This window comes from Acuticoccus kandeliae, from assembly GCF_003073115.1.
On sequence record NZ_QBBV01000001.1, the window covers coordinates 2,767,207 to 2,783,181 of the forward strand.

The window sequence follows — 15,975 nt, forward strand, 5'->3', positions numbered from 1 at the left end:
CCGGTCGCAGCCCGGCGCGAGATGGCCCGCGTCAGGCCGCAGCGCGCCGGGGCCGAGTCAACATGAAGACGAAGATTGCCGTCAACACGAGGAAGGCGAGGCTGTCCGGGCTCGTGAGGAAGATCATGGGATCCCCCTTCGAGAGGGTCAGCGAGCGGCGCAGATATTCTTCGAGGCTCGGCCCCAGGATGAAGCCGAGCAGCAGCGTCACGATCGGGTAGCCCGACCGGCGCAGACCGAAGGCGAGCACGCCGAAGACGAGGGTGAGCGCCATCTGGAACATCGAGTAGGTGGCGACATAGGCCCCGACGAGCGCGACGAGGCCGATCGCGGTGTAGAGCGGCGGCCGGCTGATCGACACGATACGGATGAAGAACGGGCCGAACAGGAAGAGCGAGAGCGGGATGAGGAGGAGCGCGCTGAAGAAGAGCGAGCCCATCATCGGCCCCAGGAGCTCGGTCTGCGTGGTGAGGAGCTGCGGACCCGGCTGAAGCCCGTTGATGACGAGGACGCCGAGCACCACCGCCGTCGTCGGATCGCCCGGAATGCCGAACATCAGCATCGGCACGAACGCGCCGCCGCACATCGAGTTGTTCGCCGTCTCCGCCGCCGCGATCCCCTCGCGGCTCCCCTTGCCGAACTCGTGGCTCTTGCGCGAGACGCGCATCGCCTCCGCGTAGGAGACGAACGCGGCCATCGAGCCGCCGGCCCCCGGCAGCACGCCGACGCCGTACCCGATCAGGGAGCTCTTCAGGTAGGTGAAGAAGCCGATCTCGCGGATCTCGCTCCAGCGCGGGATGAAGTCGCGCCGGCGCAACTGGCGCGCCGCCTTGCTGGCGGCGGCGATGAGGGCCGGATCGTCCCGCGTCGTCGCCTGGAGCATGATTTCGCTGATCGCGAAGGTGCCGATGATGAGGGGCATCAGATCGATGCCTTCCACGAGCGTCTCGGTGCCGAAGGCGAAGCGCGGGATCGGCTGCATCACGTCGACGCCGATGGTCGCGATCATCATGCCGAGGACCGCGGCGACCACCGCCTTCGCGACCTCGCCGCGCTGGGCGACGACGATGACGACGAGGGCGAAGAGGATCAGCGAGAACTTGCCCGGCGTCTTGATGAGGAGGGCGAGCTGGGCGGTGATCGGCATCGAGACGAGGAGGAGGATCGCGCCGACCGCGCCGCCGATCATCGAGCCGAGCGCGGCGTGGCCGAGCGCGTTCGCGCCCTCCCCCTTCTGCATCAGCTTGTAACCCTCGATCGCCGTCATGATCGAGGATGGGGCGCCGGGGATGTTCACCGTCGTCGCGGTGATCGACCCCGCATACATCCCCGCCATGAAGATCGAGGCGCACATGACGAGCGCGCTCACCGCGTCGAGGCTGTAGGTGAACGGCAGCAGGAGCGCGATCGCGAGGACCGCCGTCAGCCCCGGAACGGCGCCGAAGAAGGTGCCGATCAGGAAGCCGAGGACCATGAAGCCCAGGACCGAGGGCTGGAACAGCGCGACGCTGCCGGCCAGAACATCGGCGAGATAGTTCATTTGGGCGCCTCCACGGCCGGCGGCTCGGCCGCGCCGAAGGATGGGAAGGCCGGCAGGCGGACGTTGAAGAGGCCCGCGAAGAGCCCGTAGACGACCGCCGTCAGGATGGCCGCCTCGATCACCGCGCGCGGGATGTTCATCTTCAGGCGCGAGAAGATGGCGAGCAGCGTCAGCGAGAAGAGGAAGGTCGAGATGAAATAGCCGGTGAGCTGGAAGAGCACGAGATAGACGGCGCAGGTCGCGATCACGAGCGCGGCCGAGACGAGCCCGCTCCAGTCGAGCGGCGCCGCGTCCTCGTCCTTCACCCTGGCGCGGCGCAGGTCGAGCCCGACGGCCACGAGCACCGACACGGCGAGCGCGACGGCGAGGAATTTCGGATAGTCACCGGACTTGATGGGCCCGGTGTCGTAGATCGAGCGGATCGCCCCGGCCTCGATATAATAGACGACGCTGAAGCCGATCAGGACGAGCGGGACGATGAGCCGTGCGATGAGATGCATGGGACCGCCGGATCCAATTGTGCGAAAGGCGGGCCCGGCCGGGGCCGGACCCGCCATGTCGGGCTTACTTGCCTTCGATCTCGTCCATCAGCTTGAAGAGCTCTTCCTGGGTGCTGCCGATCCAGGCTGAGGCCTCGTCGCCGGCGAGCCAGCTCGGCGTCACGCCGATGGTGGAGACCCAGCCCTGGAACTCCTCGCTGTCATAGGCCTTCTGGTAGGCGTCGGTGAGCTTCTCGAGCGTCGCGGCGGGGGTGGCGGCCGGCGCCTCGAGGATGATGAAGCTGCCGATCTGCAGGTCGATCCCCTTCTCCTGCGTGGTCGGCACGTCCGGATAGGTGGGGTTGCGGTCCGTCGAGAACTCGATGACGCCCTTCACGTCGCCCGACTGGATGAGCGGGGCGAAGTCGCCGAGGCTGGTCACGATCACCTCGACCTCACCCGACAGGACCGCTTCCTTCTGCGGGGCCGCGCCGCCCGGATAGGCGATGAGATCGAACTGGGTGTCCGTCAGCGCCTGGAGGCGGAGCATCGCAAGGTGCGTGCGCGAGCCGATATTCTGGATGCCGACGCGGATCTCGCCCGGCTTCTCCTTCGCCGCCGCGATCATCTCGTCGAACGTCTGGAACGGCGCGTTCTTGGAGACCATGAGCGCGTCGGGCTCGCTCGTGATGCGGGCGATCGGCTTCAGCTTGTCGAGCGAGTAGCTCTTCAGGAGCCCCTGGCGCGGCACGGTGATGACGCTGTCATAGGTGAGCGCGCCGACCGTGTAGCCGTCGGCCGGGGCGTTCATGACTTCCATGATGCCCGTGGCGCTCGCGCCGCCTTCGACATTCTCCACGAACATCGTGCCGCCGAGATTGGCCTCGGCGAGCGTGGTGATCTTGCGCACGATCGCGTCGGTGCCGCCGCCGGCGCCCCAGGGCACCACGACGCGCACGTCCTTGGTGGGGAAGTCCTGCGCGAGGGCGGGTGCGCCGGCCATCAGCGGCAGGGCGCTGGCGAGCGCCAGCGCGGCGAGTGAATATCGCATCAAGTTCCTCCTCTGGCCGGTCTTTGCGACCGGCTCATTTCGATGCCGCGCGGTGGGGCCGCGCCGGCGCTTCCTCGTGTCCTTTCGGCGGGGACGCTCCGGCTTCCGGCTTGGCAGGGCCGGCGGACGGACCCGCGCGATTGTGCCACACCGTACACGGGGCGGTTGCGGATGAGAACGCCGTTCTTGCCGTTTTGCGCGGCGGACGCGATGCGCCGCCTCCGCCCGCGCCGCGCCGGGCCACAACGCCAGGCGGTCCGCGGGCTTTCGCAGGCCCTTCCGGCTCGCCGCGCCGCGGTGGACAGTCCGAACGCGGGGCGGAAAACCTTTGATTGGTCCGGACTTAGCGCGGGGCCGGTGCTACGGTGCGCGCGTTGGATGGATGATGGCGCGCCGGTGGGCCGCAGAAGGAAGCGATTCCATGACTGATCTCCCCCTCGACGGGCGCGTTGCGATCGTCACCGGCGCCAGCGGCGGCATCGGCTCAGCCATCGTGGCGCGCTATGCCGCCGCCGGCGCCCGCGTCGCCGCGCTCGACCTTGCGGGGGCGGTCCCGCCCGCGCCCGCCGGCGGGATCGCGCTCGCCTGCGATGTCAGCGACGACGCCGCCGTCGCGGCCGCCGTCGCCGCGGTGATGGCCGAGTTCGGCCGGATCGACATCCTCGTGAACAACGCGGCCCTCCCGTACATGACGGGCAAGGTCACCGAGATCGACGCGGCGACGTGGCGGCGCACGCTGGAGGTGAACCTCACCGGCGCCTTCCTGATGTGCCACGCGGCGCTCCCCGCCATGATCGCGGGCGGCGGCGGCGTCGTCATCAACATCGCCTCCCAGCTCGGGACGGTGACGGCGAAGGGGCGCGCGCCCTATTCGGCGAGCAAGGCGGGCCTCATCGCCTTCACCCGCAGCCTCGCCGTCGACCATGCGGAGGACGGCATCCGCGCGGTGAGCCTCTCGCCGGGCGCGGTGATGACGAGCCGCCTCCTCAAGGTGATGGGTGACGAGGCCGGCGTGGAGGCCGCGCTCGGCGCGCGCCACGCCCTAGGCCGCGTCGGCCGCCCGCAGGAGATCGCGGAGGCCGCCCTCTTCCTCGCCAGCGACGGGGCGAGCTTCATGACCGGGACCGACATGCTGGTCGACGGCGGCTACACCGCGACCTGAGGCGCGGCGCGGTCAGACCACCGCGGAATCGACGAAGAAGAAGAACCAGTCCGAGGACGGGTTGAGGTGCGCCCCGTCATCGAGGACGATCCTGAGGCCGGGGCCCCTGATCAGGAGGTCGCCGTCGTCGAGCGTGATGAAGTCCAGATCGCTCATGCTGAACTGATGCTTCGGCAGACGGATGACGTCCCGCTCCGGGTCGAAATCGGTGATGTGGTCGTAGCCTTCGCGCGCCCAGAAGATGAAGGTGTCGGCATCCGGACCGCCGGTCAGACGGTCGTTGCCGGGTCCGCCGATGAGCTCGTCGCCCGAAGCGTCGCCGCGCAGCACGTCGTCACCCGCGCCTCCCTCGAGCGTGTCGGCCTTCTCGCCGCCGAAGAGGGTGTCATCGCCGCCTTCACCGCGCAGGACGTCGAACGATCCATCGCCGCGGAGGAGATCGTTGCCGTTGCCGCCATAGAGATAGTCGTCGCCATAGAGGCCCTTCACCGTGTCGTCGCCGTCGCCGCCCACCAGGCGGTCCTTCTTCTCGCCGCCGCGGATGAAGTCGTCGCCGTCGCCGCCATCGATGCCGCTATAGAGGTCGGTCCCGAGGAGGGTGTCGTCGCCCGGACTGCCGACGACCGAATGGACGTCGTAGAGCGTCGACTTGCCCGCCGTGCCCTTTTCGAGATCCACCCGGATCCGCCCGGGGTAGTAGGTGAAGTCGACGACCGTGCCGCCGTGGCCGTTGACATAAATGTTCTCGCCGCGTCCGGCATAGACGACGGTCGAGTCGCGCCCGAAGATGTACACATCGTCGCCGACCCCGTCATAGACGGTCGCGTCGCCGGTGCCGCCGGTCAGGACATCGGGGCCATCCGGGCTGACCGCATCGTCCATCGACCCGATCGCCCGGACCTCGTCCCCTTCGGGTGAAATGAAGTAGCGCAGGCCCTCGATATAGTCGCGGAGCTTCGGCGGGACGATCTCCGTCACCCCCCACGTGTCGAAGATCCGGGAAAAATGGTCACCGGCGTCGATCAGCTTCTGACTGAAGTGCTTAAGCTCGATCTTGCCCGCATAATAGCGGCGCGCGAGGGTCAGCTGTGTCTCGATATATTCGCCGAGCTCCAGATAGATCCCGGCGCGATAGTCCATGATGTGCTGCGCGCGCTTCTCGGAGATGCCCTGCTCGACGGCGTAGTCGACGACCATGTCCGTCACCCGGTCGAGCGCGTCATCGACGCCGGGCCGGCCTTCGGGAATGGTGATCCTGTCGAGCGGAATGCGCTCGAGGTCGTTGATGTATTCGAGATCCCACTCCGTGATCGACCCGCCGGCGCCCCACTGGTCACTATGGAAGAGGCGTTCGTCCGTGTAGCCGGGCGGCGTTGAATCGTGGTGCTGGAGGTAAACCTCCGCCACCGAGACCTCGACCCACCCTTCACGCGGGATATAGTCCGGCGCAGTCTCGGAAAGGTCCTTAATCAGCAAGTATTTGCGAGAGAGATCCTCCCCGAAAACCACGAGCCTTTCGCGAGGATGCTCCGGCTTCTCCTCCAAAGGGGTAAAGTCATACTTAACGAAAAACATGCCGCCGATCATGATACGCGCACACATCCATAAATTTATGAGGGTGACGCGCTATCGGATGGAATATTTCAATTGTCAACTAAAACCGCCGCAAGGGTTGCATCCGTCAACCTGATGCAACCACAATCCGGCACCGCGGACGGTGCTCCGCCCCGCAAGGAGTCCCCTGCGCATGGAGCTGCTCTTCAGCGACCTCTCTCCCTATGGCCGCAAGATCCGGATCCTGCTCGCCGAGCTCGACCTCGCCTTCACGCCGAACCAGTACGACCGGATGCGGCCGGTCGAGGCGATCGGGCCGATCAACCCGAACCTCACCATCCCGGTGCTCGTCGACGGTGACGAGACCCTCTTCGACTCGCACGTGATCGCCGCCTACCTCCTCGAGACCTACGGCGAGCGGGCCGATGGGCGGGCGCGTCCGCCGCTCCTCGCGACGCCGGTCCGGCCCGAGGCGCGCTGGGCCGACGAGACTCTGCGCGCAACACTCCAGGCCTTCAGCGAGACGATCATCGCCCTCTTCCTCTATGGCGGCGACCTCGAGGATTGCGGGACCGAGCCGGCCACCCTCCCCTATCATCGGCGCCAGCTCGAACGGATCCGCCATCAGCTCGACTGGCTCGACGCGCGCGCCACCAGGGAGGGGTTCGCCCCCGGCGCCTTCTGCCTCGCCGACATCGAGTTCATCTGCGCGGTCGGGATGGTCGACGCCGGGGCGATGTTCCCCTGGCGCGACCGCGCGGCGCTCGCCACCCTCGTCGACCATTTCGCCGACCGTCCGTCCGTCGCCGCGACACGGCCGAGGCCGCGCGGCTGAACCCTCCGCCGTCGCCCGTCCCGCTGGTTGCCCCGGCGCCGCGTGATAGGATGGATGCTTCGCATTTCGCCGGAGGCGTCCGAATGCTGCCGACCAACGGAGACCCGCTTCTCGACAAGGTCGACCGCCTTCACGAGTGGACGCGCCTGACGCCGGGCGCCTGCCATGCCGGGCGCGCGATCGGGACCGACGATCCGGACCGGCTCGGGTGGGACATCATCGAGCAGCACGCGCAAGAAGACGGGATCTTCGTCTTCCGTCACGTTCCGGCAGAGACGCAGCCGGAGATCGCGGCGCGGGTCGGCGCGTGGGGGTTCGGCCTCCATTCCTGGCGCATCTTCCACGGCACGGCCGACGAGATCCGCGCGCGGCGACGCCCGAGCCCCACGCCCGCCGGCTACCGGATCGCCGTGGAGGCGGGACCGGAGCCGCTCGCCGAGGTGATGGACTTCCTGCGCCGCCAAGGGATCGCCCCGCTGACGGTGCGCACGCTCTCAGGCGAGGCGGGCCCCGTGGCGCTCGTCGTCGCACGCGACGAGGCCGGCGCCATCGGCGCGACCGCCTTCGGCTATTTCGGCTTCAACGCGCACAGCCCCTGGCACCGCACGGCGTGGTGCGGGCTCGTCGCGGTGGACGAGGCGGCGCGGGGGGCGGGGCTCGGGCGCGCGGTGAACGACGCCGCCATCGAGGCGATGCTCGCCCACGGGGCCGAGGCGATTGTCGAATATGCGGCGGAGGACAACATCCCCTCCCGGCGCATGATCGAGGGGAGCGGCCTCGTGATGCGCGAGGACATCCTCACGTGCGGCGCGACGCGCGGCGGCGCACGCCACACGCGCTAGGCTCCTAGGGCCGGTCGGGGCCAGGCGGGGCGGCGAGCGCGAGGAAGCGGTCGAGCATCGCGTTCACCTGGTCGGGGACCTCGAGCTGGCAGAAATGGCCGGCCCCCACGGTGCGGCCGCGCATGAGCTCGGGCGCGAGGGCCAGGAGGCGGCCCATGTCGGCGCGCGGCGTCGGCTCGTTCGCGGCGATATAGAGGCCGGGCACGGTGAGGCGCCGCCCCCCTTCGTCGGGATCGAAATCGCGCAGGCCGGTGAAGGCGGCGTGCATCACGTGCTGGGGGGTCGCGCTCATCGTCTCGAGGATGGCGGCGCAGCGGGCCGGGTCGTCGGTCGCCATGAAGAGCGCATGGCGGACGAAGTCGCGCATCGCCTCGCGGTAGGAGGGTCCGGCGAGCGCGCCGATCATACGCTCGATCGCCTCGCGCACGCCCGGCGGGAGCGTCACCGCCGCATCCACCATCGCGATCGCCGCGACGCATTCGGGCCGCCGGACGGCAAGGTCGAAGGCGACGATCCCGCCCATGCTGTGGCCGACGATGACGGCCTTGCCGCCGACCGTCGTCTCGATCAGCGCGGCGAGGTCATCGGCGAAGGTCGCCATCGTGTAGGGCCCGGCGGGCGCCTCGCTTGCCCCGTGGCCGCGCAGATCAACCGCGATCACCCGCCGCCCGCGTGTGCGAAAATGGTCGAATTGCGGGGCGAAGTGGGTGTGATCGCAGCACCAGCCGTGGACGAAGACGAGCGGCGGCCCCGCTCCGTACGCCTCCTCGTAAGCAAGGGTAACGCCGTTGACGCGGCCGCGCTTCATGCGGGGCGCAGCGGGGCGGGCATCGCGAGGATCTCCCGCGCGACCATCTCCTGGAGGCGCCACAGATTGCGGTCGCGGATGCCGTGCGCCTCGAGCTGCTCGACGGTGCGCTGCAGGTAGATCGCGGTCGAGCCCCAATGGCCGGCGGCGCGGGCGACGATCCCCGCCACCTCCTCCAGCGGCATTCGCCCCGCATAGGCGGGACCCTTTGGGTCCGCGACGAAGGTGAGCGCCTTCGCGGGGCCCGCTTCGGTGGCGACGCCGACCCAGCGGGCGACGTTGGTCGGCGGCTTGGCGTCGATCTCGCGCTCCAGGAGGCGGATGATCTGGTCCCGGTGATCCGCCCCGCGCAGGGCATAGAGCATTCCGGTGCACGACCCGCCCCGATCGAGCGCCATCATGAGGCCGGGGACCTCGCGCGTCCCGCGCCAGCGCGTGAGGCGCATGCAGAAGGCGCGATGCCACCCGCCGAGCCGTACCCGCGCGCTCGACCGGACCTCGAATTCCGGGTTCCAGATGAGCGAGCCGTAGGCGAAGACGAGCAGCGTCTCGGGGCAATGCTCGTCGAGGAGGGCGCGCGCCAGCTGGTCGAGATCGGCGTCGGAGTGTTCCTCGGTGCCGGGTTCCGGACCGGGGTCGGGCTCCAGTCGTTCGACGCGCGCCACGATCTCCGGCGTGAGCGACAGGGTTTTCGCGATCCGCACCATCGGCCGAGCCTCGCGGCAATTGGAGGGTCTGCACTATTTGCCGCGCATGCGGGAAATGGAAATGAAATCGGTTTCGGCGAAGCGGGCGATCTCGGCAGGCGAGCAAACTTGACCCCGCGCACCGTTTCGTTCGAGGTCGGCCGCGAGCAAGCGGCGGGAGCGTGACGATGGGAACGAAGGCCTGGTTCATCGCCTACTTCGACCACGACCCGAGGAAGGCCCTTGCCGGCAATCCGGCGTTGGACCGAACGGCCGCCCGCAATCTCGCGGAGCGCCTGCTGCCGGGACAGGTCCTCGCCGACACCGGGGATGGCGTGCTCGCCGCGCTCTATCCGACGAAGCGGCAGGTCTTCGCAGGCGTCTATGGCGGCGTGCGGATCGTCGCGCACAACGATCTTGCCAAGGACAAACCCTCGGAGATCGACCGGCGCTGGTTCGATCCCTCCCTTGGCGAATACGCCTATGTCCACGCGACGCACAGCGGCGTGGACTGGCTCGCCTTCGGCCTCTGGCACGAGGGTCGGCTTGTGCGATCGCTGAGCCTCAACCCGGATGACGGCATCTTCGAGAACATCGGCGAGCCCCTCCCTTTCGAGGCACCCTACTGGGATGGGAAGCGTCCGGTGGAGGACTATCCCCTGCCCTTCCACCCGCTCGACCTGTCCGAGGCCGCGATGCTGCACCAGCTCGGCTTCCAGTTCGTGGGCAAGGACAGCGAATGGGTCTGGGACCCCTATGACGTCCCCATCGCGACATTCGGGCTGAAGCGGACGTCCCGGTTCTGGCCGTTCTGAGCGGCTCAACGGGAAGACTTGACGCCGCCGGCGCGCCCCACAATGCGAGGCGACGCATCGCAATGGCGTCGCACAAGATGGACGAAGATCCGGGCCAACTCTCCCGCTCGATCCGCCGCAAACAACGAGTCAATTCCCTGAGATGAGCGAGCCTGCGTTCTCAAATATCCGAAGAAGTACGCCGTTGTTCCACGCAGCCATCTCGCCCACGCAGTCGATTTCACATCGAAAATGACGCCAATTGCCGCTAAGGTTCACGCTGTACTGCGTTGAAGCTTGCGGCTTTGCTGCATCGATCCAATTCCGAAGAAGAATTGGCCGCAGAGCCATCCGAGGAGGTCGACATGCGCGTCTTGCTGAACCGTGGACTTGCCGCCTTCGCCGCCGCCCTCCCGGCGATGCTGGGCGATGCCGCGGCCGCCGAGATCACCCCCATCGGCCCCGACCAGCTCGCCTTCTCCGTCGCCAACATGGACCGGAGCGTCGACCCCGGCACGGACTTCTACCGCTACGCCGCAGGCGGCTGGCTCGACCGGATAGAGCGTCCGGCCCGCTTCGATTCCTACAATTTCCTGCGCATCACCGACGACCACGTCACCCACCAGATGAAGGCCGTGCTTCAGGAGGCGGCCGAGGGCGCGGCGACCGCCCCGCGCGGGAGCGCGGTCCAACTCGTCGGCGACTTCTACAACGCCTACATGGACCTCGACGCCCGCGACCGGGCCGGAATGGCGCCCCTCAGGCAGGAGCTCGACCGGATCGCGGCGATCGCCTCCACCGACGATCTCGCCCGCTACATGGCGCACTACGCGGACATCACCGCGTCCCCCTTCCTCTTCGCGATCGTGCCGAGCGCGGACCTCGCGGACACCACGCGCTACGTGCTCTGGGGGATCGCCGGGGAGCCCGCGCTGCGGCTCGAGAACGTCTACAACGACCCGATCGACTCGCCCCGGCTCACCGCCTACCGGGCCTTCATCGTCGAGACGCTGACGCTTGCCGGGTACGCGGCGGACGAAGCCGCGCGCATGGCCGAGACCATCGTCGCGATCGAGGTGGAGCTCCACGGCGCCGAGCTCACGCCGGAGGAGATGGTCAACCCGCGCAACTGGTATAATCCGATCGCATTCGCCGACCTCCAGGCGCAGATACCGAACCTCGACCTCGCCGAGTTCGTGGACGAATTCGGGTTCGATCCGCCCGAGCAGCTGATCCTGCGCCAGCCGCGCTATCTGCCTGTCCTGTCGCGCATGCTCGCGACGCGGCCGCTGCAGGACTTCAAGGACTACGCCGCCTTCCTCGTCGTCGGGAAATTCGTGTCGGGCCTCTCAAGCGCGTTCGACACCCCGCTTCTGGCGCTGAACAAGGCGCTCACCGGCGTCGCGATCATGCCGCCGCGGGAGGAGCGGGTCCTCACGCTGCTGAAGACCAATCTCGGCCAGCCCGTCAGCCAGATCTATGTCGACCGCTTCTTCCCCGAGGAGAGCCGCGCGACGGCGCTCGACATCATCGCGCGCTTCCAGGCCGCCTTCCGCACGCGCATCGAGACGCGCGACTGGCTGTCCGAGGAGACCCGCAAGGCGGCGCTCGAAAAGCTCGACGCTTTCACCGCGCGCGTCGGCTATCCGGACGCGTGGGTGGACTATAGCGGCGTCGCGATCGGGCCGGATCCGGTCGCGAACCTCATAAACCTCAATATCTTCACCAATGCGCGCGAGCGGTCCCGCTTCGGCGGCCCGGTGGAGGATGACCCGTTCAATGCGAGCAGCACGCTGCCCATCGTCATCAACGCCGCCTACAACCCCTCCCTCAACGGGTTCGAGGTGCCGGCCGCGATGATCCAGCCCCCGGTCTTCGACCCGGACATGGACGCAGCGGTGAATTTCTGCCGGCTCGGCGGGGTGATCGCGCACGAGATCACCCATGGGTTCGACAGCGGCGGCCGGCAGTTCGACGCGGACGGCAATCTGAGGGACTGGTGGACCGAAGCCGACGCCGCCGCCTTCGAGGTGGAGGCGCAGAAGCTCGTCGACCAGGCGGACGCGACGGAGATCCTGCCGGGCGTCACCGTGAATGGCGCACTCAGCGTGAAAGAGAATCTCGCCGATGTCGGCGGCATCACCATCGCCTACGACGCGCTGATGGCCTACCTCGCCGAGCATCCGGACGAGGATGTCGCGATCGACGGCCTCACCCCGGCCCAACGCTGCTTCATCGCGTGGACGCAGCTCTGGTCCGCGAAGGACAGCGAGACGTTCCTGCGCAATCTCGTGCAGACGGACAATCACGCGCCCAACGCCTACCGTGCGGTCGCGCCGCTCCAGCATGTCGATGCGTTCTACGCGGCTTTCGGCATCGAGGAAGGCGACCCGATGTGGCTCGCACCCGAGAAACGCGTGCACGCCTGGTAGTGCATTGAGGTTCGGCGCGTTGCAAATCGACAGTATTTCTTCCAGGCAACGACGCGAATTCTATCGATCACACGGCCGCGATGGGTCTTGTGGATGAAACCCAGCATTACCATCCTGTTATGTAGATCAGCTTCTCAGGAGAATGGGCATGGGTGGATGGTCGAGGGTGCGATGGGTGGTGCTGAGGGTGACGCGGATCTTCCCGCAGGACGCCCCGAACTGGTTGATCGACCGCCAGTTCGCACGCACGGACAATTATCTCGACGAATTTGTCGGGTCGAAGAAAGAAGAATAGCGGCGGCCGGCCAGTCTTGAGGGCCGGCCTCCGTCAACCCCGACCGCGATAGGGCGACACGCCCTGGTCCGGGAGCCAGATGTCGGCCGGAGCGGGGCCGGTCTGGTAGAAGACGTCGATGGGCATCCCGCCACGCGGGTACCAGTAGCCGCCGATCCGCAGCCAATGCGGCGCGAGAAGATCGACGAGGCGAAGGCCGATCGCGACGGTGCAATCCTCATGAAACGCGCCGTGATTGCGGAAGGACGTGAGATAGAGCTTCAGCGACTTGCTCTCCACGAGCCAACCGTCCGGCACATAATCGATCACGAGATGGGCAAAATCCGGCTGTCCGGTCATCGGGCAGAGCGAGGTGAACTCGGGCGCCGTGAAGCGCACGCCATAGCGCACGCCCGCCTGCGGGTTCGGCACGCGCTCCAGAACCGCCTCCTCCGGGGAGGCCGGGATCGCGCTCGGCTGCCCGAGCTGCGTGAGGTTGGCGTAGATCTCGCTCTTGGACACTGCGTTCGAGCCTCATGATGTCATGGATTGGGCACCCGCGCCGCCGTGATCACCGCACGTGGCGCCCCCGTCCTCGTAGTGCGTCAGACCCCGCCGCCGTCAAGCGCTTCCTTGCCGCCGGGACGTTCGCCGGCGCCGTACCGGGCGCCGATCGGGTTGCCTTCGCGAAATCGTGCAGCCCCCCGGCAATTGATGGGTTCAGCATCGCGGCGAATGTGCGCTAGACTTTTCAACGGTCGGTTGTCCGCCTGCTGGGACCGCTGCCGGGATATCACCGGCATCGCGCCCCACGTGCCGACGGCCGGCCAGTGCACGAGCCATAAAAATCGTTCCGGGAGGGAACACGCAATGCACAGAATGACAGCGGCCTTCGGGGCCGCGGCCTTCACGCTCGCCGCCACTCTGGGGGCTGCCGCCGCGGACTATCCGGCCCCGCAAGAGGGCGACTATGTCATCAAGGACTTCACCTTCCACACCGGCGAGACGATGCCGGAGATGAAGGTGCACTACCGCACCATCGGCGATCCGGGCGGGGAACCCGTTCTGCTCATCCACGGGACGAACGGCAGCGGGGCGAGCTTCCTCGGCGACGGGTTCGCGGGCGCGATGTTCGGCCCCGGCCAGCCGCTCGACGCCTCGCACTATTTCATCATCCTGCCGGACGCGATCGGCGCGGGCGACAGCTCCAAGCCGTCAGACGGGATGCGCGCCGCCTTCCCGCGCTACAATTATAACGACATGGTCGAGGCCCAATATCGCCTCGTGAAGGACCATCTCGGCCTCGATCATCTGCGCCTCGTGATGGGCAACTCCATGGGCGGGATGATCACCTGGGAATGGGGCATCGCCCATCCCGACTTCATGGACGCGCTGGTGCCGATGGCCTCGCTCCCGTCCGCGATGTCCGGGCGCAACTGGATGATGCGGCGGATGCTGGTGGATTCGGTCCGGTCCGACCCCGCCTGGAATGACGGCAACTATACGGAGCAGCCGCCGAACCTCGCGATCGCGCAGGTCTGGTTCGGCATCGCCACCAACGGCGGCAACATGCGCCTCCAGGAGATCGGCGCGACGCGCGAGAAGGCCGACGCCTATGTCGACGACCTGCTCGGCAAGGCCAAGGCGAAGGACGCCAACGACACGATGTACCAGTGGGACGCCTCGCGCGATTTCGACCCGTCGGGCCAACTCGACGCGATCAAGGCGCCCGTGCTCGCGATCAACTCGGCTGACGACGAGCGCAACCCGACCGAGCTCGGCATCCTCGACGCCGTGGTGGAGCGCATGCCGAATGTCAGCGCGTACATCATCCCGGAGAGCAAGGAGACGCGCGGGCACGGCACGACGGGCTCGCAGGGCGCGCTCTATGCCGAGCCGCTGAAGTCCTTCCTCGACGGCCTTCCCGAATGATCCGGCGGGGGCGGACCGCGAGGCCCGCCCCCTGCTGCGCCCGGCCCCGTGGACATTTCGCCCATGGGGCGGCCCCCCGACCTGCGATCGCTCTTGCCGGCGCGGCGCGACTGGCCAAATAGTGTCGGAGGCGGCCCGTTGGCGGATGCCGCCGACGGGGCCCACGCCAGGAGGTCCAAGCACCAGAACCACGACCAGGATGGGGATGGGGTCCCCCGAAACCGCCGTCCACGGCTGATGACTCCTGTCCGGCGCTTCAGGCGCAGACAGGATCGCTCGTCCCGCTGCTTCCCGGATCGCCGCAATCGCGTTGTCGTTTTTCGGGAAGGGACGGAAGCATGTCCAACTGGTCCACCGCTGCGCCCGCCATCGGCTCAGCCTTTCTCGCCTCGTTCGTCGAGGTCGTCGAAGCCTTCACCATCATCCTCGCCGTCGCGACGCTGCGCGGCTGGAAGCCCGCAATCGCCGGCACCGGAGCGGCGCTCGCCGTGCTCGCGGCGATCGTCGTCGCGCTCGGTCCCGTGCTCGACCGCGTGCCGCTCCACGTCCTCCAGCTCACCATCGGCGTGCTCCTCCTCCTCTTCGGCATGGGGTGGCTGCGCAAGGCGGCGCTCCGTTCGGCCGGGGTCATCCCGCTCCACGACGAGGACACGATCTTCGCGACGGAAACGGCGGCGCTGAGCGCCGAGGCTGCCCGCCGCAAGACCTCGCTCGACTGGATCGCCGGCATCACCGCGTTCAAGGCGGTGCTTCTGGAGGGGCTCGAGGTGGTCTTCATCGTCATCGCGGTCGGCGCGGGCCGCGGGCTCCTGTGGCCGGCGAGCATCGGCGCGATCGCGGCCTGCGGCGCGGTGCTTCTCGTCGGCGCCTTCATCCATCGGCCGCTCTCGACCGTGCCGGAGAACAGCATCAAGTTCGGCGTCGGCGTGATGCTCTCCGCCTTCGGCGTCTACTGGACGGGCGAGGGGCTCGGGATCGTCTGGCCCGCCGGCGACCTCTCGCTCCTGGTGTTCGCCGCCCTCTTCCTCGTTACCGGCCTCACCGCTGCGCGCTTTGCCCGCCAGCTTGCCGGGGAGGCCGCGCGATGAACATCCTGCGTGACGTCTTCGCCGAGCTCGTCGGCATGTTCCTCGGGGACCTGCGGCTCTCCCTCGCGGTTCTCGGCACCGTGATCCTGGCGGCGGTGCTGATCGACATCGCCGGCGCGCCCGCCCTCCTCGGCGGCGCGGTCCTCCTCGTCGGTTGCCTCCTGATCGCGTTCGGGGCGGTCCAGATCACGGCCCGACGCGCGCGGGCGGCCGCCGCGCCGAAGCGCGACTGACCGCGCCCGCTCCGACCGGCCACGCCGACGAAGGCAATGCCTCTGATCAGGCGCCGTGTGGCGCCTCGATTAACAATATTTCATGCTAATATTTGTAGTAAATCCGGTTGGAAAGCTTCACACTTTTTGATAAATCTCACGCCGGCTTTGGAAGCGCCAAGGTAGGAAAGCAAATTTCCTTCGGTTGCTGGGCCAGGCTACTTTCCGCCGACGACGCATCGGCGACGGAATTCGAGAACAGCGCCAGGATCCCAGCTTGGAACTC

16 protein-coding genes and 1 riboswitch are annotated in these 15,975 nt (G+C 67.9%); of the genes, 9 read left to right on the top strand and 7 right to left on the bottom strand.

Features of this window, described 5'->3' with window-relative positions; genetic code table 11:
• Positions 1-31: 31 nt before the first annotated feature.
• From DBV35_RS12555 to DBV35_RS12565, 3 genes are all read right to left on the bottom strand, one after another.
• The gene (locus DBV35_RS12555) at positions 32-1,540 is read right to left on the bottom strand and encodes a tripartite tricarboxylate transporter permease (protein ID WP_108660451.1); all 1,509 of its coding nucleotides are present in this window, start codon (positions 1,538-1,540) and stop codon (positions 32-34) included.
• On the bottom strand, positions 1,537-2,040 hold the full coding sequence (locus tag DBV35_RS12560; protein ID WP_157961706.1) for a tripartite tricarboxylate transporter TctB family protein: 504 nt from the start codon (positions 2,038-2,040) through the stop codon (positions 1,537-1,539). The genes DBV35_RS12555 and DBV35_RS12560 overlap by 4 nt, the downstream gene beginning before the upstream one ends.
• A gap of 64 nt (positions 2,041-2,104) precedes the next feature.
• Positions 2,105-3,070, bottom strand: a complete 966-nt coding sequence (locus tag DBV35_RS12565) for a Bug family tripartite tricarboxylate transporter substrate binding protein (RefSeq protein ID WP_108660453.1) — start codon at positions 3,068-3,070, stop codon at positions 2,105-2,107.
• Between the two features lie 421 nt (positions 3,071-3,491).
• On the opposite strand from DBV35_RS12565, the gene DBV35_RS12570 reads away from it, so the two are divergent.
• The gene (locus DBV35_RS12570; RefSeq protein WP_108660454.1) at positions 3,492-4,232 is read left to right on the top strand and encodes an SDR family NAD(P)-dependent oxidoreductase; all 741 of its coding nucleotides are present in this window, start codon (positions 3,492-3,494) and stop codon (positions 4,230-4,232) included.
• Positions 4,233-4,244: 12 nt separating this feature from the next.
• On the opposite strand, the gene DBV35_RS12575 is transcribed toward DBV35_RS12570, so the two are convergent.
• Positions 4,245-5,708, bottom strand: coding sequence for a calcium-binding protein (locus DBV35_RS12575; RefSeq protein ID WP_157961707.1), 1,464 nt, complete (start codon positions 5,706-5,708; stop codon positions 4,245-4,247).
• A gap of 271 nt (positions 5,709-5,979) precedes the next feature.
• On the opposite strand from DBV35_RS12575, the gene DBV35_RS12580 reads away from it, so the two are divergent.
• The gene (locus tag DBV35_RS12580) at positions 5,980-6,621 is read left to right on the top strand and encodes a glutathione S-transferase family protein (protein WP_108660456.1); all 642 of its coding nucleotides are present in this window, start codon (positions 5,980-5,982) and stop codon (positions 6,619-6,621) included.
• An 83-nt stretch (positions 6,622-6,704) separates the two neighbouring features.
• The gene (locus DBV35_RS12585; RefSeq protein ID WP_157961708.1) at positions 6,705-7,463 is read left to right on the top strand and encodes a GNAT family N-acetyltransferase; all 759 of its coding nucleotides are present in this window, start codon (positions 6,705-6,707) and stop codon (positions 7,461-7,463) included.
• A 4-nt stretch (positions 7,464-7,467) separates the two neighbouring features.
• On the opposite strand, the gene DBV35_RS12590 is transcribed toward DBV35_RS12585, so the two are convergent.
• Positions 7,468-8,271 (bottom strand): alpha/beta fold hydrolase, encoded by an 804-nt coding sequence (locus DBV35_RS12590; RefSeq protein WP_108660458.1) that lies wholly within the window; start codon positions 8,269-8,271, stop codon positions 7,468-7,470.
• The gene (locus DBV35_RS12595; RefSeq protein ID WP_108660459.1) at positions 8,268-8,978 is read right to left on the bottom strand and encodes a gamma-glutamylcyclotransferase; all 711 of its coding nucleotides are present in this window, start codon (positions 8,976-8,978) and stop codon (positions 8,268-8,270) included. Before DBV35_RS12595 ends, DBV35_RS12590 begins: the two co-directional genes overlap by 4 nt.
• 167 nt (positions 8,979-9,145) lie before the next feature.
• Between DBV35_RS12595 and DBV35_RS30630 the strand changes: the two genes are divergently transcribed.
• The 3 genes from DBV35_RS30630 (at position 9,146) to DBV35_RS30200 (ending at position 12,478) form a co-directional block, all read left to right on the top strand.
• Entirely contained in the window at positions 9,146-9,772 is a 627-nt protein-coding gene (locus DBV35_RS30630) for a DUF6928 family protein (RefSeq protein ID WP_205648587.1), read from the top strand.
• 344 nt (positions 9,773-10,116) lie between these two features.
• On the top strand, positions 10,117-12,183 hold the full coding sequence (locus DBV35_RS12605) for a M13 family metallopeptidase (protein WP_205648588.1): 2,067 nt from the start codon (positions 10,117-10,119) through the stop codon (positions 12,181-12,183).
• A 148-nt stretch (positions 12,184-12,331) separates the two neighbouring features.
• Positions 12,332-12,478 carry a hypothetical protein gene (locus DBV35_RS30200; protein WP_157961709.1) on the top strand — a complete coding sequence of 49 codons (147 nt, stop codon included), beginning with the start codon at positions 12,332-12,334 and terminating at the stop codon, positions 12,476-12,478.
• Positions 12,479-12,511: 33 nt separating this feature from the next.
• Here the strand turns inward: DBV35_RS30200 and queF are convergent, their stop codons facing one another.
• Entirely contained in the window at positions 12,512-12,979 is a 468-nt protein-coding gene (gene queF, locus DBV35_RS12610; RefSeq protein WP_108660460.1) for a preQ(1) synthase, read from the bottom strand.
• A 348-nt stretch (positions 12,980-13,327) separates the two neighbouring features.
• Between queF and DBV35_RS12615 the strand changes: the two genes are divergently transcribed.
• From DBV35_RS12615 to DBV35_RS12625, 3 genes are all read left to right on the top strand, one after another.
• Positions 13,328-14,389, top strand: a complete 1,062-nt coding sequence (locus tag DBV35_RS12615) for an alpha/beta fold hydrolase (RefSeq protein WP_108660461.1) — start codon at positions 13,328-13,330, stop codon at positions 14,387-14,389.
• 192 nt (positions 14,390-14,581) lie between these two features.
• Positions 14,582-14,643: riboswitch (Fluoride riboswitch) on the top strand.
• An 84-nt stretch (positions 14,644-14,727) separates the two neighbouring features.
• Positions 14,728-15,477 carry a COG4280 domain-containing protein gene (locus tag DBV35_RS12620; protein WP_108660462.1) on the top strand — a complete coding sequence of 250 codons (750 nt, stop codon included), beginning with the start codon at positions 14,728-14,730 and terminating at the stop codon, positions 15,475-15,477.
• The gene (locus DBV35_RS12625; protein ID WP_108660463.1) at positions 15,474-15,710 is read left to right on the top strand and encodes a hypothetical protein; all 237 of its coding nucleotides are present in this window, start codon (positions 15,474-15,476) and stop codon (positions 15,708-15,710) included. Before DBV35_RS12620 ends, DBV35_RS12625 begins: the two co-directional genes overlap by 4 nt.
• Positions 15,711-15,975: the final 265 nt, after the last annotated feature.

Coding starts and splice junctions, on each gene's coding strand:
- DBV35_RS12555 (WP_108660451.1), bottom strand. CDS start 1,540: ATGAACTATCTCGCCGATGTTCTGGCCGGCAGCGTCGCGCTGTTCCAG.
- DBV35_RS12560 (WP_157961706.1), bottom strand. CDS start 2,040: ATGCATCTCATCGCACGGCTCATCGTCCCGCTCGTCCTGATCGGCTTC.
- DBV35_RS12565 (WP_108660453.1), bottom strand. CDS start 3,070: ATGCGATATTCACTCGCCGCGCTGGCGCTCGCCAGCGCCCTGCCGCTG.
- DBV35_RS12570 (WP_108660454.1), top strand. CDS start 3,492: ATGACTGATCTCCCCCTCGACGGGCGCGTTGCGATCGTCACCGGCGCC.
- DBV35_RS12580 (WP_108660456.1), top strand. CDS start 5,980: ATGGAGCTGCTCTTCAGCGACCTCTCTCCCTATGGCCGCAAGATCCGG.
- DBV35_RS12585 (WP_157961708.1), top strand. CDS start 6,705: ATGCTGCCGACCAACGGAGACCCGCTTCTCGACAAGGTCGACCGCCTT.
- DBV35_RS12590 (WP_108660458.1), bottom strand. CDS start 8,271: ATGAAGCGCGGCCGCGTCAACGGCGTTACCCTTGCTTACGAGGAGGCG.
- DBV35_RS12595 (WP_108660459.1), bottom strand. CDS start 8,978: ATGGTGCGGATCGCGAAAACCCTGTCGCTCACGCCGGAGATCGTGGCG.
- DBV35_RS30630 (WP_205648587.1), top strand. CDS start 9,146: ATGGGAACGAAGGCCTGGTTCATCGCCTACTTCGACCACGACCCGAGG.
- DBV35_RS12605 (WP_205648588.1), top strand. CDS start 10,117: ATGCGCGTCTTGCTGAACCGTGGACTTGCCGCCTTCGCCGCCGCCCTC.
- DBV35_RS30200 (WP_157961709.1), top strand. CDS start 12,332: ATGGGTGGATGGTCGAGGGTGCGATGGGTGGTGCTGAGGGTGACGCGG.
- DBV35_RS12615 (WP_108660461.1), top strand. CDS start 13,328: ATGCACAGAATGACAGCGGCCTTCGGGGCCGCGGCCTTCACGCTCGCC.
- DBV35_RS12620 (WP_108660462.1), top strand. CDS start 14,728: ATGTCCAACTGGTCCACCGCTGCGCCCGCCATCGGCTCAGCCTTTCTC.
- DBV35_RS12625 (WP_108660463.1), top strand. CDS start 15,474: ATGAACATCCTGCGTGACGTCTTCGCCGAGCTCGTCGGCATGTTCCTC.